Consider the following 16139-nt stretch of genomic DNA (forward strand, 5'->3'; position numbering starts at 1 on the left):
CACATCCGCCTTCGCCAGGGCTTCGGCGGACATGAGGGGAGAAGGAAGACAGCGCGCCACAGCAAAAATGCGGCGGACGTTGCCGTCCGCCGCATTCGCCACCCCCCGGCTGCTCCGCATCTTTCGATCCGCCCGCGGAGCTATTTCTTCAGTGCGAAGACCCAGATGACGCCGCCCTGCGGCACATTGGCTTCGATGCCGATATTGTTGGTCACGAGCGCATCCTGGATCCGCTGCGCATCCACGCCCCATCCCGACTGGATCGCGATGTACTGCGTGCCGTCGATCTCGTAGGACACCGGCATGCCCATGATGCCGGAGTTCGTCTTCTGCTCCCACAGCAGCTCGCCGGTCTTGGCGTTGAAGGCGCGGAAGTTGCGGTCGTTGGTTCCGCCGGCGAAGACGAGATCGCCCGCAGTCGCCGTTACCGAGCCAAACAGCTGCGATTTCGGGAAGTTGTGCTGCCACACCTTCTTGCCGGTGGCGGGATCCCAGGCCTGAAGCTCACCGAAATGATCCGCGCCAGGCTTCGCCTTGAGGCCGATGTCCTCCGGCTTGGTGCCGAGCCAGAGCTCGCCAGGCTTCAGCGCGACCTTCTCACCGGTGAAGCCGCCGCAGAAATTCTCGTTGGCGGGTACGTAGACGAGACCGGTTTTCTGGCTGTAAGCCGCTGACGGCCAGTCCTTGCCGCCCCAAAGCGAGGGGCAGAACTCCACGCGTTTACCGAGGACCGGCTTGTGCGCGGGATCGACGATCGGCTTGCCGGTCTCGGGTTCGATGCCCTTCCAGACGTCGGTGGAGACGAACGGCCAGCCGGCGACGTAGTTGATCTTGGTCGGTGTCCGCTCGAGCACCCAGAAAATCGCGTCGCGTCCCGGATGGACCAGACTCTTGATGTTGCGGCCATCGCGCTGCAGGTCGATCAGCATTGGCGCTTCGACCTCGTCCCAGTCCCAGGAATCGTTTTGGTGATACTGGTGATGGGTCTTGATCTTGCCGGTGTTGGGATCGAGCGCGAGCACCGATGATGTGTAGAGATTGTCGCCGGGATGCGAGTCGCCGGGCCAGGGCGCGGCGTTGCCGACGCCCCAATAGATCGTCTTGGTCTCCTTGTCGTAATTGCCGGTCATCCAGGCCGAGCCGCCGCCGTTCTTCCAGTCGTCGCCCTGCCAGGTGTCATGGCCGGGCTCGCCTTCGCCCGGAATGGTGAAGGTGCGCCACAGCTCCTTGCCATCCTTGGCATCGTAGGCGGCGACATAGCCGCGCACGCCGAACTCGCCGCCGGAGCCGCCGACGATGACCTTGCCGTCGACGATGAGCGGCATCAGGGTCATGTACTGGCCCTTCTTGTAGTCCTGCACCTTGGTGTCCCACACCACCTTGCCGGTCTTGGCATCCAGTGCGACGACGTGATCATCCGTCGTGGCAAGGTAGAGCTTGTCCTCCCAGAGGCCGACGCCGCGGCTGGTCGGATGCAGCTGGAACAGATCATCGGGGAGCTGCCGCTTGTAGCGCCAATATTCGTCGCCGGTCTTGGCGTTCAACGCGATCACCTGCCCCATCGGGGTCGCCACGAACATCACGCCGTTGTTGACGATCGGCGGCGCCTCGTGGCCTTCGATGACGCCTGTGGCAAAGGTCCAGACCGGTGTGAGGTTTTTCACGTTGGAGGTGTTGATCTGGTCGAGCGGGCTATAGCCGTGCCCGTCATAGGTGCGCCGGTAGAGCATCCAATTGCTTGGCTCCGGATTTTCCAGCCGCTGCGCGGTGACCGGAGAATAATTCTCGATCGGGCCCGACACGGCGGCCGTCGAGGCGAGGCAGGTGAAGGCGACGAAGCCGGACAGGTACCATTGCTTCCTGGTCATGGACGTTCCCCTTTTTCATCCGTTTGAATTCTTGTGAATTCTTGTCGTTCGTCCCGTCGTCCGCCCATCGGCGGAGGCGGCCTCTCGTGACGCGGGCAATGGCCCGTACCATCCATCATCCTGACTGCGCGGCACCTACCTTTCCGATGAAGTTGCCGGCGACGCTCAGCGAACCGTCAGCGAGCGCCAACGGCAGCGCTGCAAGCCGTCGCGGCGCCGGCCCGAACACGACCTGCGCGCCCGCGCGGGGATCGTATTCGGAGTTGTGGCACATGCACTTGAGCACCTCCTTGTCACCGACATCGCTCTTCACCCAAGCGGTGACGGGGCAGCCCGCATGCGAGCAGATCGCGGAATAGGCGATGATGCCGTCGACGGCCCGCGCGCGGGTCTTCTCGTCGAGCTCGGCGGGATCGAGCTTGATGATCAGGATCTCGTTGAGCCGTGAGGCACTGCGCACTACCGCTGTGTTGGGATCCTTCGGCCAGGCATGAACCGGCGGTCCGCCCGCCGTCAGATCGGCCGCAGTGATGAGTTTCCCTTCCTTGTCGCCTTCGGAAAAGACGAGCAGATCGCCTTTCTGCGGCCGCTCGTCGGAGCCGGGCGGATCATCTGCACGCGCGTGGGTGGAACAGCCGAGACATGCGGTGGTCGCAAGCGCACCCAGCAGCAGGATTCGTCGCGTCTGCCTCGTGCCTGCGTCAACGTCGGGTTCCGCAGGACCCTCGGAGAACGAGGAATTGGGATCGAACGATGCACAAACCATACGCGCTAGCAGGCGCTGGAACTCTGCCGAAAAGAAGGCGAAGAATTGGCGCCGCAATGCATCAATATGGCTTTGCTCGCGTGGATTGAACGAGAACGACCGCAAGCGAGCGCGTTTTCGCGAATTCCATATCGGAATGCGCGGACGGCATGATGATTTTGCAGATCAGCCCGACGATGTAGGAATTGGTGCAACGCGCCTATCACCGGCGACGCGAGCCGCGCGTTTTTCAGCAGGCATTCTGTATGTCACGACCTGAGCACGTGACGCGGCGAAGCGATGCGGCCCGCAACAGTTGCCGATGCCATTTCAAAACTGTCGGTGATACGACGCGCCTTGTCGATGAACAGCGCAGCCGCCGCCGGCGGACAGACTTCGCGCGCGGTCTGTTCGAACAGGTCAAGCCAGCGGTCGAAATGGCCGCCAGCCAGGCTCAGCGGCAGGTGCGTCCGCATCGGCGAGCCGTGATAGCGACCGCTCATCAGCACGACCGACGACCAGAAATCCCGGAGCTTGGCGAGATGCTCGTCCCAGTTCTGGACGATCGCAAAAACCGGACCAAGCAGCGCGTCCTCGCGCACGCGCCCGTAGAAGCGCGTGACCAGTTCCCCGATCATTTCCTCGGTGATCCCGGTGCGCTCGATCGCGTCCTGAGTCAGCAGGTTCCGCCGCGCAGCCGCCGCCTCGCGTTCGGCCTTCAATCGATCCGACATGTCCTCTCTTGTCCGTCTGTTGTTCCCGCGAGCCGTCCATTCGTTGTCGGGCCGATTGCACGCGGCGTCTTTGTCGCAGCGCAAATTGCGGTATGTGGCGGCGGACGCAGAGTGCCCGCCGCCAGTGCCTTCATCAGGCGCTATAGATGTAGAAGCCCTGCCCGGTCTTGCGGCCGAGATGGCCGGCATCGACCATCTCTTTCAGCAGCGGCGCTGGCCGATATTTAGGATCGTTGAAGCCCTTGTAAAAGACCTCCATCACCGAGAGCATGGTGTCGAGCCCGACGAGATCGGCAAGCGCCAGCGGCCCGATCGGATGGTTGCAGCCGAGCTTCATGCCGGCATCGATCTCCTCCGCCGTCGCGATCCCCTCCTGGAGCGCGAAGATCGCTTCGTTGATCATCGGGCAGAGGATGCGGTTGACGGCAAAGCCCGGGCTGTTCTTCGCCGTGATCGCCACCTTGCCGACGCGCTTGGCGAAATCCAGCGCCTCGGCGTGGGTTTCGTCGGAGGTCTGCAAGCCGCGGATCAGTTCCAGCAACGCCATCACCGGCACCGGGTTGAAGAAGTGCATGCCGATGAAGCGGTCGGGACGATCGGTTGCCGCTGCGAGCTTGGTGATCGAAATCGACGAGGTGTTGGTCGCGATCAGCGTACGCGGCGACAGCGTGGCACAGAGATCCTTCAGGATCTTGACCTTGAGCTCCTCGTTCTCGGTGGCAGCCTCGATGACGAGGTCACAATCCGACAGCTTCGCCCGATCGGTCGTGCCGGTGATGCGCTTCAGCGTCGCCTCGCGATCGGCCGCCGCCATCTTCTCTTTCTTGACCAGGCGGTCGAGGCTGCCGCCGACGGTCGAAAGCCCACGGTTCACGGCCGCATCGGAAATGTCGACCATCACGACTGAGAGTCCGGCCGCGGCGCAAACCTGCGCGATGCCGTTTCCCATGGTCCCTGCCCCGATGATGCCAACGGTTTGGATCATTGCGTCACATCCTTCATCTTTGCGGGCGAGCCAGTAGCAGCCGGCCCCATTGTTCCTGCATCAGGGTCTAGCACCGTCACCGGGCGGGTGCGACCTGATCCTGTCCCTTCCTAAGTGCATCCACGGGCGGAATAAAGCCGTCCACGGCCGCACCGCGCCAGGATTTGGGCTCCTCCCTGCCCGAAATGGCCGGATCTTGTGCCCTGCGGCCCCTGCACAGCTGGATGAAGGCCCGGCGTCGGGCGCCCGATCCATATGGACCAAAGCTCACCTGAGCACCCCGAATTGTGACCCCTTGATTGTGGCGGCCGCAGCGGCCAGAACCGGTGCAGTTGCCATCCGAGGATGTGCATGGGGGGGGACCCGGCTCGCCATCGACGCCGGCCGAAGCTGTCAGGGGGCTGCCAAGGATGAAGGAGTGCGCGACAGACGTGGTCACCGGCATCGAGCCGGCGCAACAGCGTCAGGCCGGATGAACGATTTCGCGCGATCCGTCGGTGCCGCCTTCACGCTAATCGGCGAAGCCGACGCCGAGCTGCTGGGCATCGTCGCATTGTCCGTACGGGTCAGCCTGAGCGCCAGCATCATCGCGCTCCTGATCGGCGCGCCGTTCGGGGCCCTGCTTGCGATCACTCGTTTCCGGGGGCGTCAGGTCATCGTCATTCTGACCAATGCGCTGCTCGGCCTTCCGCCCGTCGTGGTCGGGCTTGCTCTCTATCTGCTGCTGTCGCGGTCCGGCCCGCTCGGAGCTGCGGGCTTGTTGTTCACGCCGGCCGCCATGGTGATTGCGCAGACGCTGCTGGCCACGCCGATCGTGGTGGCGCTGGTGCACCGGCCGGCAAGCCTGCTGTGGGCGGAATACGGCGACCTGGCGCGGATCGATGGGCTGTCGGCGCTGCGCAGCATGGCCCTCCTGTTCGCGCTCGGCCGGACCTCGTTGCTGACGGCCTTTCTCGCGGCGTTCGGGCGCGCCATTGCGGAAGTCGGTGCCATCATCATCGTCGGAGGCAACATCCGCGGCTTCACCCGCACGATGACGACAGCGATCGCGCTGGAAACCAGCAAAGGCGATCTGCCGCTGGCGCTCGGGCTCGGACTGATCCTGCTCGCCCTGAGCGTCGCGGTGTCGACCGTCGCCTTCGTGTTAGTGGGACGCGTTGGGGAAAAATAGCTGCTCGCCGCCGACCTTGTATCCGGCTATCGCTTCCTGCCCCTTCGACGAGATCAGCCAATCGATGAAGGCCTGCCCGTCCTTCGCCTTCACATTCGGATGCTTTTCAGGATTCACCAGCATGACGCCGTACTGGTTGAAGAGCCGCTTGTCACCCTCGGTCAGGATGGCGAGTTCGCCACGGTTCTTGAACGACAGCCAGGTGCCGCGGTCCGACAGGAGATAGGCGTTCGACGATGAGGCCATGTTCAGCGCCGGGCCCATGCCCTGACCAATCTCCCGGTACCAATTGTCTTTGCCGGCACTGAGGTCGACACCCGCCTCTTTCCATAATCGCAGCTCGGCCGCGTGCGTGCCGGACTTGTCGCCGCGCGAGATGAACGGCGCCTTGGCCGCGGCGATCTTGCGCAGCGCATCGGTGACGTCCTTGCTGCCGGCGATCTTCGCGGGGTCGCTCTTCGGGCCGACGATGACGAAGTCGTTGTACATCACGTCGAAGCGCTTCACGCCCTGCCCTTCGGACATGAATTTGTCTTCGGCCGCCCGGTCGTGGACGAAAACGACGTCTGCGTCCCCGCGCCGTCCGATGTCCAGTGCCTGACCGGTGCCCACGGCGACGACCTTCACGCTGATGCCCTCAGCCTTCGCAAACAGCGGCAGCAAATGGCCAAACAGCCCAGACTGTTCCGTCGAGGTGGTCGAGGCCACGGTGATGGTGCGGTCCTGTGCGAATGCGATGGTGGACCAGAGCAGAACCGCTCCGATCGTGACAAGCTTCCTCATGCGCCGTCCTTGACCCGACAATGACGGTCCTGAATAGCCGCTGGCGATGACGGCGGGAAGCCCACCTTAGGTCGCAACGACAATTGATGCGCGCGCATGTGGAGGAAGCGCGAACTCCAATTCGCTAAGCGGGATGAAATTCGCCACGCACAGTGGACGCGTGGATGTTCTGCAATTGGTCCTCCCTACATTGACACGGATGTGACGGCCGGGGCAGGTTTTTACATTGCTCGCGAATCAGCGATAGCCTCACGCCGAGTACCTCTTGGACAACTCCCAGTGCTTTCGAGACTGATATCGTTGCTGCGCCGCATCCCTGCGGTGAACTGGGCGTTTACCCGACTTCGGCCCTCGCCGCACAGCGGCAACATTGAGGCCACGCCGATCGCCACAGATGCTTCGCCCGCCGTGGTCGAAGACGTCGCGGCCACTGCTCAAGCGCCAATCGCCGAGATCGGCACCGACCTGGTACATGGCGACGCTGACCTCGCCACCCAGGCTCCGGTCGCGGAGAACAACGCGGCTGTGTCTGGCATCGCGGAGAATCCGTCCGACGATATCTGCATCAGCGAGGACTCATCGCCGGAAAGCGTAACGGAAATCGAGGCACCCGCGACGGCACCCGTCGCCGAGGAGGTGTTGGTTTCATCGGCCGATGCGGAGAACGAGCCAGTTGCGGGTTCTGATCTCGCCAGCATTGGCGAAGCATCGCCCGCTGAAGTCGATTCCGTCGTTGCAGAAGAGGTTGTGGTTTCATCATCAGACGTCGCGACCGCTTTGACTGATGCTTCGGATGCCGTCGTCGAGGCTGCTCCCTCGCCCGAGGTTTCCGCCGGGATCGAAATGGTCGCCGTCGAAGCAATCCCGGTCCTCCTCGGCGAGGCCGATAGCGTTCCGGCTAATGTCTCTGAAACCCCTGCCGACAGCGGCGGCCCAGCGCCCCCCGTCGAGATCGCGCCGGCCCCCGGAAACGATCTTCCGCTCGCCACAGCCATTGCGACGGCAGCGGACGAACCATCCAGCGACGTCACCGACATCGAACCGACTCCGGCTCTCGCGTGTCCTTCTCCAGAGATCGGCAGCGCACCGAAAGTTCGCGCGAGAGCCGCGGAGCCCGCCGATCGCACCGCGTTGATCCGGCAGCGCTGGGCGGAGAGCGGAATCAGGATGTGGAATCCGCGGCTTCACGGCACCGGCGAGGCCGCGCTGAACATCCAGGGGAGCGTCGGGCTGCTGCCGCCGGCGCCCGGCGAGACAATGCCGCGCTACGACAAGCTGGAATTCAAGATGCTCGGCGGACAGATCGTCTGTGAGGGCGTCATCGTCGAGGCGCCCGTACAGGCGAGCCATCGCAGTTTCACGCGGCTCGCCGAGCCGCGGACGGTCGAGCGGATCCGCGAACCGGCGCGGGAGCGCCGGGCCGTTCCCGCCTGATCCTTTCTTCTGCGACCACAGTCACGATGTGCTAGGCTGATGTCCCGATATGGGAGGTCGCATATGCGCGCAAGGCCGTTGCTTCTAGTCGTGATCGCCTTTGCGATCTCACAGCCGGCACTCGCCGCGGGCAAACGGCCACGTCCTGCAGCCACGGCTGCTCCCGCCACCGATCCGGCAGCGCCCTACAAGGCCGATCGACTCTCTTCCTCACGCGGAGAGACGATCCTGAACACGCCCGGCCAGACCACCGTGCTGACGCGACAGGTCCTCGACGACATGAACGCGACGAGCCTGAGAGGCGCGATGCGCTCGACCGCCGGGGTGACGATCGGACGCCTAGCGTTGTGCACGCCTTTCGGCCGAAATGCCGCCATTCCGACCCGGAGTCTCCGACATGAAACAGTTGCCCCGGAAGCCGGCCGCAACGTAACCTCGGCGCCGGTCGAGCCCCGGCAACCGCCCGATCAAAAAACTGTGGGAGGCAAATCATGAGAAGACTCGCGGCCGCGCTTTGCGCACTGGCTCTGTTCGCAACGGGCGCGCAAGCGCAGACCATCAAGGATTTCCTCGGAGCGGTGATGCAGAAATGGACGGCGCCGTTCGAGCCGTTCCAGCTCATCGGCAACATCTACTATGTCGGGACCGAAGGCATTGCCGTCTACGTCATCAGGACATCGCAGGGCCTGATCCTGATGGACACGGCGATGCCGCAGTCGACCGGCATGATCAAGGACAATATCGCAAAGCTCGGCTTCAAGGTCGCCGACATCAAGGTAATCCTCAACACGCATGCGCATCTCGACCACACCGGTGGCTTCGCCGAGATCAAGAAGGAGACCGGCGCGCAGCTCGTGGCCGGCGAGCGCGACAAGCCGCTGCTCGAAGGCGGCTACTATCCCGGCGACGAGAAGAACGAGGCTCTCGCCTTCCCGCCGGTGAAGGTCGATCGTGTCGTGAGGGAAGGCGACAAGATCACGCTCGGCGACACCACGCTGACGGCGCATGCGACGCCCGGCCACTCGCCGGGTTGCACGAGCTGGCAGATGACCGCCAAGGACGGCAAGGAAGACCGCGAGGTGCTGTTCTTCTGCAGCGGCACGGTTGCGCTGAACCGGCTGGTCGGCCGGCCGACCTATCCCGGCATCGTCGACGATTACCGCGCGAGCTTCGCCAAGGCCAAGGCGATGAAGATCGACGTGCTGCTCGGGCCGCATCCGGAGGTCTATGGCATGCAGGCCAAGCGCGCGCAGATGAAGGAGGGCGCGCCGAACCCGTTCGTCAGACCGGGAGAGCTTGCAACCTACGTCACCGGCCTGTCGGAAGACTTCGACAAGCAGCTCGCCAAGCAGACCGCAGCGCTCCAGCCTGCGAAATAGCCCTCATCTGGCCTCTGCATCGATGGTGCTCCTCACCTCTCGCCGACGGTGAGGGGGACCGAGCCCACCGGCTGCCACGATGGTTGGCAGGCCGTAGCTGCGGTGAATACGGGCGACTTGTGTCTGAGACACAGGCCCCTTGCCGGCGGACATCCTTAACGAGACCTCACCAATGCACGCGACCGGAACCTCCTGAGGTAGCGTGCAACCGGTGCTGGCCTTCCGCGCACGCCCCGGTCTAACGCGCCCTTTACCCGGACCGTGCAAGATCGCCCGCGTTTTCAGGGACTCCGGGGCTCGTATTTCAATGCCTATTGCCGATTTGAAGTCTCACCTTGCCGCCGCGACGCGGTTGTTTCGCGTTCCCGCCGACAATCCGGATCTGGCACGCGCGCAGTTCGACGCGTTCTCCAAGCTGATCCCGCTGCTCTATTTCATCCTCATCAGCAACACGATCGCAGTCGCCTACACCTATCTGAACGTGGCGCCGGACTGGTTGACGATGATCGTGCCGAGCGTGCTGACAGTGCTCGCAGGCTTGCGGACCTTCTGGTGGCTACGCCAGCGTCACCTCGTGCGCAGCGATGCCGACATCCTGCGCAATCTGCGCGCCACCAACTGGCTGACCCTGCCGATCGGCGCCGGCTTCACCGCCTGGTCCTTCGCGCTCTATGCCTACGGCGATCCCTTCGCCAAGAGCCAAGTCGCCTTCTACATGGCGGTCACCGTGATCGGCTGCAGCTTCTCGTTGATGCATTTGCGCTCGGCCGCGTTGATCGTGACGCTGATCGTCGACGTGCCCTATGTGCTGTTCTTCTTCGCCACAGGCGAGCCGACGCTGAAGGCGATCGCGGTCAACAATCTCCTGGTTTCCGGCGCGATGGTGACGGTGCTGTTCATCTACTATCGCGATTTCGCCGATCTCGTCGCCAGCCGCAAGTCGCTGCTCGCGCAACAGGGGGCGACGCAGGCGCTCTCGGACGAGAACTTCCGCCTCGCCAATCTGGATTCCCTCACTGAACTGCCGAACCGCCGCCGCTTCTTCGCCGAGCTCTCGAGCGCCTTCAACGATGCCGAACGCAGAAACGTTCGCGTCGCGGTCGGCATCATCGATCTCGACGGCTTCAAGCCGATCAACGACAATTACGACCACTCGGTCGGCGATCGCGTCCTGATCGAGGCGGGCCGGCGTATCCGCGAGGTCTGCGAAGGCTTCGGCCCGCAGCGGGTCGAATTCGCCCGCCTCGGCGGCGACGAGTTCGGCCTCGTCGTGTGCGGCGACCCCGACGATGCGGATCTGCTCCGGCTCGGCCAGCGCATTGGCGACCAGGTCAAGCTTCCCTACCAGCTCGACACCGGCCATACCGGGCCGTCGTGCTCGATCGGATTCGCATCGTTTCCGGACTCCGCGACGACGCCGGAAGCGCTCTACGAGTGCGCCGACTACTCGCTCTATCATGCCAAGCGCCATCTGCGCGGCCGCACCGTGATCTTCTCGAGCGAGCTCGAGGCCGAGATCCGCAGTCGCGGGGTCATCGAGAATTTGCTGCGCACCGCCGATTTCAGCACCGAGATGGGCCTGGTCTTCCAGCCGATCGTCGACGCCATGAGCGAGCACACCGCCGGCTTCGAGGTCCTGGCGCGCTGGCGCAGCGCCCGCCTTGGCCTGGTTTCGCCGGCCGATTTCATTCCGGCCGCCGAGCGCATCGGGCTGATCCGGCCGCTGACCCGGGCGCTGCTGGTGCGCGCACTCGCCATCGCCAAGACATGGCCCGATCACATCCGCCTCTCGTTCAACCTTTCTGCGCACGACGTTTGCGCGGCGGAGGGTATTTTGCCGCTGATCTCCATCATCGAGAAGAGCGGGCTAGCGCCACACCGGATCGACTTCGAGATTACCGAGACCGCCGTCACCTTCGACTTCGTGCGCGCGCAACAGTCGATCGCGACGCTGAAGGCGATGGGTTGCGGCATTTCGCTGGACGATTTCGGCACCGGCTATTCGTCGCTGAGCCACGTCCACCGCCTGCCGCTGGACAAGATCAAGATCGACCGCAGCTTCGTTTCCGACATCAACGAGAATCCCGTCAGCCACAAGATCATCAAATCGCTCACGGGCCTCTGCGACGACATGGAGATCGCCTGTGTCGTCGAGGGCGTCGAGACCCGCGCCCAGCTCGACAGCCTGCGCCGCCTGGGATGCGACTTCATCCAGGGTTACTATTTCGCCAAGCCCATGCCGGGCGATGCGATTGGAGACTATCTGGTGAAGGAACAGCTGCGCCTCGAAGGCACTAAGGCCAAGGTCATTGCGTAAAGTCAGGCCGCGCAGTAGCTCACAGCCTTCATAGCGCAAGAAGCCGGCAGATCCGCAAGTTCATCTACGCGACGCCGATTCCGCCCGATCTCGCCGCCATCGTCCGCGACGCCGTCCAGACCTTCATGGACGGTGCCAGGACGACGATGCCAAGGCTGCTGCAAAGCGACTGACGGCGCTACTTCGACAGGCTCGGCAGATCGAGCCCCTTGTCGCGGGCGCAGTCGATCGCGATCGCATAGCCAGCATCGGCGTGGCGCATGACGCCGCTCGCAGGATCGTTCCACAGCACGCGCTCGATGCGCTTCGCCGCCTCCGGCGTGCCGTCGGCGACGATGACCATGCCGGCGTGCTGCGAATAGCCGATGCCGACGCCACCGCCATGATGCAGCGACACCCACGTCGCGCCGCTGGCGCAATTGAGCAGCGCATTGAGCAGCGGCCAATCGGACACCGCATCCGATCCATCCTTCATCGCCTCGGTCTCGCGGTTGGGACTCGCCACCGAGCCGCTGTCGAGATGATCGCGGCCGATCACGATCGGCGCCTTCAATTCACCACGCGCCACCATCTCGTTGAAGGCAAGGCCGAGGCGATGACGATCGCCAAGGCCAACCCAGCAAATCCGCGCCGGCAGGCCCTGGAATTTGATGCGCGCCTTCGCCATGTCTAGCCAATTGTGCAGATGCTCGTCATCAGGCATCAGCTCTTTCACCTTGGCGTCAGTCTTGAAAATGTCCTCGGGATCGCCCGACAGCGCGGCCCAGCGGAACGGCCCGATGCCCCGGCAGAACAAGGGACGAATATAAGCGGGAACGAAGCCGGGGAAATCGAACGCGTTCTTCAGGCCCATGTCCTGCGCCATCTGGCGAATGTTGTTGCCGTAGTCGAGCGTCGGAATGCCCTGCGCATGGAAATCCAGCATGGCCTGGACGTGCTCGACCATCGACGTCTTCGAGGCGCGCTCGACCGCCTTCGGATCGGCGGCGCGCCTGGCCTCCCATTCCGCGAGCGTCCAGCCCTTCGGCAAGTAGCCGTTGATCGGATCATGCGCGCTGGTCTGGTCGGTGACGATGTCGGGCTTGACGCCGCGACGCACCAGCTCCGGGAAAATCTCTGCGGCATTGCCGAGCAGGCCCACCGAGACCGCCTTCTTCGTCTTCGCGGCCTCCGTCATGACCGCGAGCGCTTCGTCGAGCGTTGCAGCTTGGCGATCGAGATAGCCGGTACGCAGGCGCATCTCGATGCGGCTCGGCTGGCATTCGACCGCGAGCATCGACGCACCGGCCATGGTCGCCGCCAGCGGCTGCGCCCCGCCCATGCCGCCGAGGCCAGCGGTGAGAATCCATTTTCCGGCAAGGCTGCCGCCGTAGTGGCGACGGCCGACCTCGACGAAGGTTTCATAGGTGCCCTGCACGATGCCCTGGCTGCCGATATAGATCCAGGAGCCCGCCGTCATCTGGCCGTACATCATCAGGCCCTGACGATCGAGCTCGTTGAAATGATCGAGCGTCGCCCAGTGCGGCACGATGTTCGAGTTTGCGATCAGGACGCGCGGAGCATCGGCATGGGTGCGGAAGACGCCGACCGGCTTACCGGACTGCACCAGCAGCGTCTGGTCGCCTTCGAGCTTGCGCAAGGCCGCAACGATCCGGTCAAAGCTCTCCCAGTCACGCGCGGCGCGGCCGATGCCGCCGTAGACGACGAGCTCGCTCGGGCGCTCGGCCACTTCAGGGTCGAGGTTGTTCATGAGCATGCGCAGCGGCGCTTCCGTCAACCAGCTCTTGGCGCTGATGTCGCTGCCGCGGGGCGCGCGGATGGTGCGGTCGTTGTCCAGTCGGCGGTTCATGCGGAAGACCTCTTCAGTCAAGTCTCGTTTCATCAAGTCTTGGAAACGGATCGGTTGGAAGCGCCGTGAGCGCGATGGTCGGCAGCGCATCGGCTTCGATCAGCGCGGCGGCCTTGGCGAGATCGCCCGCCATGTAGCGGTCGGCGCCAAGCGCGGGCACCTGCTCGCGCAGCTCGGAAATGACGGCGGCCAGCGGCGCGCTGGTCGCATGCGGCGCGCGCAGCGTGATGCCTTGCGCGGCGACCAGAAGCTCGATGCCGAGAATTGCGGCGAGATTGTCGGCCATATCGGACAGGCGCCGCGCCGCATGTGCGGCCATCGACACATGATCCTCCTGGTTGGCACTGGTCGGCGTCGAATCGATCGAGCAGGCGAGCGCGCGCTGCTTGTTCTCGGCATAGAGCGCGGCCGCCGTCACCTCGGCGATCATGAAGCCGGAGTTGATGCCGGGATCGGGGGTGAGGAACGGCGGCAGGCCGAAATTCAGCGCGGGATCCACCAGCGTCGCGATGCGTCTCTCGCTGATCGCGCCGATCTCCGACAGCGCCAACGCGATGGTGTCGGCGGCGAAGGCGACCGGCTCAGCATGGAAATTGCCACCGGAGACGATCTCGCCGGTCTCGGCCAGCACCAGCGGATTGTCCGTGACGGCATTGGCCTCGACGATCAACGTATGCGTGGCCTGCGTGATCAGGTCGAGCGCTGCGCCCGCGACCTGTGGCTGGCAGCGCAGGCAATAGGGATCCTGCACGCGCTCGTCGCCTTCGAGGTGAGAGAGGCGGATGTCGCTGCCGTCGAGCAAGGCCATGAGTGTTTCAGCCGCCGCGATCTGCCCGGCATGGCCACGCAGCGCCTGGATTTCGGGACGGAACGGCGCCGTCGAGGCCATCGCCGCATCCACCGACAATGCGCCGGTCACGAGCGCGGCACGGGCGAGGCGAAATGCACGCAGCACGCCTGATATGGCATAGGCGGTCGAGAATTGCGTGCCGTTGATCAGCGCAAGACCTTCCTTGGGCCCGAGGGTCAGCGGCGCGAGACCGACGGCCTTGAGGGCCTCGGCGCCCGACACCGTTTTTCCGTCAACGATCGCCTGTCCTTCGCCGATCATCACGGCCGTCATATGTGCAAGCGGTGCAAGGTCGCCGGAGGCGCCTACGGAGCCCTGCTGTGCCACCAGCGGATAGACATTCCGCGCCAGCATGTCCTGCAGCTGCTCGATCACCTCGCGGCGCACGCCGGAGGCGCCACGCCCGAGCGAGATGATCTTCAGCGCCATCATCAAGCGGATGATCGGCTCGGGCGTCGCCGGGCCGACGCCGCAGCAGTGCGAGACGATGAGATTGCGCTGGAGCAGCACGGTCTGGTCCGGCGGGATGCGCTTCGATGCGAGCTTCCCGAAGCCGGTGTTGATGCCGTAGACGGGGACATCCGCGCGCGCCGCCCTTGCGACGATCTCCGCCGCTGCCTCGATGCGCGGCCAGAATGAGGGATCGAGCACGACGGGCGCACCGTCGAGCACGCGCGCGAGATCATCGAGACTCACCGCCCCCGGCTTGACGACGATCGAGGTGTCCTGCTCCATCATTGCCCCCTCCAAACCCGGCGGTGCAGCGGATTGAAGCCGATGCGGTAGACCAGCTCGGCCGGGCGCTCGATGTCCCAGATCGCAAGGTCGCACCACTTGCCGGCCTCTAACGTGCCGGCCTCGTCGAGCACACCGAGCGCCCGCGCACCTTCGCGGGTGACGCCGGCGAGGCACTCGGCCACATTCATCCGGAACAGTGTCGCGCCCATGTTCATGGCGAGCAGCAGCGAGGTCAGCGGCGAGCTGCCGGGATTGCAGTCGGTCGCCAGCGCCATGGGAACACCATACTTGCGGAACGCCTCGACCGGCGGCTTCTGCGTCTCGCGGATGAAGTAGAACGCACCGGGCAGCAGCACCGCCACCGTGCCGGACTTCGCCATTGCGGCAGCGCCGGCTTCGTCGGTGTGCTCCAAATGATCGGCCGACAGTGCGGCGTATTTTGCGGCAAGCGCGGCGCCGCCGAGGTTCGACAGCTGGTCGGCATGGAGCTTCACGGGCAGCCCAAGCCCTCTCGCGGACTCGAACACAAGTACGGTCTGCTCGGCCGAGAACGCGATCCCTTCCATGAAGGCATCGACGGCATCGGCAAGGCCGGCCTTGGCGACCGCGGGCAGCATCTCCTTGCAGACGAGATCGATGTAGCGATCCTTGTCGCCATCGGCCTCCACCGGCAGCGCATGCGCGCCGAGAAAGGATGTTCGGATCGCAACGGGCCGCTGGCGACCGAGAATTCGCGCGGCGGAGAGTTGCCGCATCTCGGTTTCAACATTGAGGCCATAGCCGGACTTGATCTCGACGGTGGTCGCGCCCTCGCCGATCAGCGCATCGAGCCGCGGCAGCGCACTTGCGACGAGCCCGGCTTCGCTCGCCTTGCGCGTCGCCGCCACCGTCGAGACGATGCCGCCGCCGGCGCGCGCGATCTCTTCGTAGCTTGCGCCCTTCAGACGCAGCTCGAATTCATGCGCACGGTTGCCGCCGTAGACCAGATGGGTGTGGCAGTCGACGAGCCCGGGCGTGATCCAGCGCCCCTCGCAATCGATCCGCTCGATCGCATCCGCATCAACAGGAAAATCCGCCTGAGCACCCGCGTAGACGATACGGCCGCCGCGCGCGGCGATCACACCATGCTCGATCTCCCCGAGATCGGGACGGTCGGCCCGCATCGTCGCGAGGCGGGCATTGTGCCAGATCCGGTCGAAGCGCTCTGCCATGAGGATATCCATTCGCCGTCGGATGCTTGACTTATATGTCTAGACATATAATCGTAAGCCGGTTCTGTCCAGCCG

At 64.4% G+C, this 16139-nt stretch carries 12 protein-coding genes and 2 pseudogenes; 6 read left to right on the forward strand and 8 right to left on the reverse strand.

Annotation, left to right across the window (positions count from 1 at the left end; all coding sequences use genetic code 11):
- Positions 1 to 140: 140 nt before the first annotated feature.
- The 4 genes from P6U28_RS21600 to P6U28_RS21615 form a co-directional block, all read right to left on the reverse strand.
- A complete protein-coding gene (locus P6U28_RS21600) occupies positions 141 to 1868 on the reverse strand; it encodes a methanol/ethanol family PQQ-dependent dehydrogenase (RefSeq protein ID WP_122402170.1) in 1728 nt (575 codons plus the stop codon).
- Between the two features lie 115 nt (positions 1869 to 1983).
- Positions 1984 to 2634: a ubiquinol-cytochrome c reductase iron-sulfur subunit gene (locus P6U28_RS21605; RefSeq protein ID WP_407119814.1), complete on the reverse strand. Its 651-nt coding sequence runs from the start codon at positions 2632 to 2634 to the stop codon at positions 1984 to 1986.
- A gap of 248 nt (positions 2635 to 2882) precedes the next feature.
- On the reverse strand, positions 2883 to 3347 hold the full coding sequence (locus P6U28_RS21610) for a group III truncated hemoglobin (protein WP_407119815.1): 465 nt from the start codon (positions 3345 to 3347) through the stop codon (positions 2883 to 2885).
- Positions 3348 to 3480: 133 nt separating this feature from the next.
- On the reverse strand, positions 3481 to 4332 hold the full coding sequence (locus tag P6U28_RS21615; RefSeq protein ID WP_407119816.1) for a 3-hydroxybutyryl-CoA dehydrogenase: 852 nt from the start codon (positions 4330 to 4332) through the stop codon (positions 3481 to 3483).
- 472 nt (positions 4333 to 4804) lie between these two features.
- Between P6U28_RS21615 and P6U28_RS21620 the strand changes: the two genes are divergently transcribed.
- Entirely contained in the window at positions 4805 to 5503 is a 699-nt protein-coding gene (locus P6U28_RS21620) for an ABC transporter permease (protein WP_407123094.1), read from the forward strand.
- Here P6U28_RS21620 and P6U28_RS21625 read toward each other — a convergent pair.
- Positions 5477 to 6286: a substrate-binding domain-containing protein gene (locus P6U28_RS21625; protein ID WP_129144517.1), complete on the reverse strand. Its 810-nt coding sequence runs from the start codon at positions 6284 to 6286 to the stop codon at positions 5477 to 5479. The two genes, P6U28_RS21620 and P6U28_RS21625, sit on opposite strands and share 27 nt — an antisense overlap.
- A 300-nt stretch (positions 6287 to 6586) precedes the next feature.
- Between P6U28_RS21625 and P6U28_RS21630 the strand changes: the two genes are divergently transcribed.
- From P6U28_RS21630 to P6U28_RS21650, 5 genes and pseudogenes are all read left to right on the forward strand, one after another.
- Positions 6587 to 7720, forward strand: coding sequence for a hypothetical protein (locus tag P6U28_RS21630; RefSeq protein WP_407119817.1), 1134 nt, complete (start codon positions 6587 to 6589; stop codon positions 7718 to 7720).
- Positions 7721 to 7783: 63 nt separating this feature from the next.
- Positions 7784 to 8059: pseudogene (locus P6U28_RS21635) on the forward strand (Plug domain-containing protein); the annotation flags it as partial.
- A gap of 152 nt (positions 8060 to 8211) precedes the next feature.
- Positions 8212 to 9099: a BJP family subclass B3 metallo-beta-lactamase gene (gene blaBJP / locus P6U28_RS21640; RefSeq protein WP_407119818.1), complete on the forward strand. Its 888-nt coding sequence runs from the start codon at positions 8212 to 8214 to the stop codon at positions 9097 to 9099.
- Between the two features lie 307 nt (positions 9100 to 9406).
- Entirely contained in the window at positions 9407 to 11416 is a 2010-nt protein-coding gene (locus tag P6U28_RS21645; protein WP_407119820.1) for a putative bifunctional diguanylate cyclase/phosphodiesterase, read from the forward strand.
- A 50-nt stretch (positions 11417 to 11466) separates the two neighbouring features.
- A pseudogene (locus tag P6U28_RS21650) lies at positions 11467 to 11589 on the forward strand (TetR/AcrR family transcriptional regulator); the annotation flags it as partial.
- 5 nt (positions 11590 to 11594) lie between these two features.
- Here the strand turns inward: P6U28_RS21650 and hutU are convergent.
- Genes hutU through hutI form a run of 3 tightly spaced genes read right to left on the reverse strand, consistent with a single transcriptional unit; the run spans position 11595 to position 16064 of the window.
- Entirely contained in the window at positions 11595 to 13265 is a 1671-nt protein-coding gene (hutU, locus tag P6U28_RS21655) for a urocanate hydratase (protein WP_407119821.1), read from the reverse strand.
- 13 nt (positions 13266 to 13278) lie between these two features.
- Positions 13279 to 14853, reverse strand: coding sequence for a histidine ammonia-lyase (gene hutH / locus P6U28_RS21660; protein WP_407119822.1), 1575 nt, complete (start codon positions 14851 to 14853; stop codon positions 13279 to 13281).
- A complete protein-coding gene (gene hutI, locus P6U28_RS21665) occupies positions 14850 to 16064 on the reverse strand; it encodes an imidazolonepropionase (RefSeq protein ID WP_407119823.1) in 1215 nt (404 codons plus the stop codon). Before hutI ends, hutH begins: the two co-directional genes overlap by 4 nt.
- Positions 16065 to 16139: the final 75 nt, after the last annotated feature.

Origin of the sequence: Bradyrhizobium sp. STM 3561 (assembly GCF_045571455.1) — a bacterium.
Classification (GTDB): Bacteria; Pseudomonadota; Alphaproteobacteria; order Rhizobiales; family Xanthobacteraceae; genus Bradyrhizobium; species Bradyrhizobium vignae.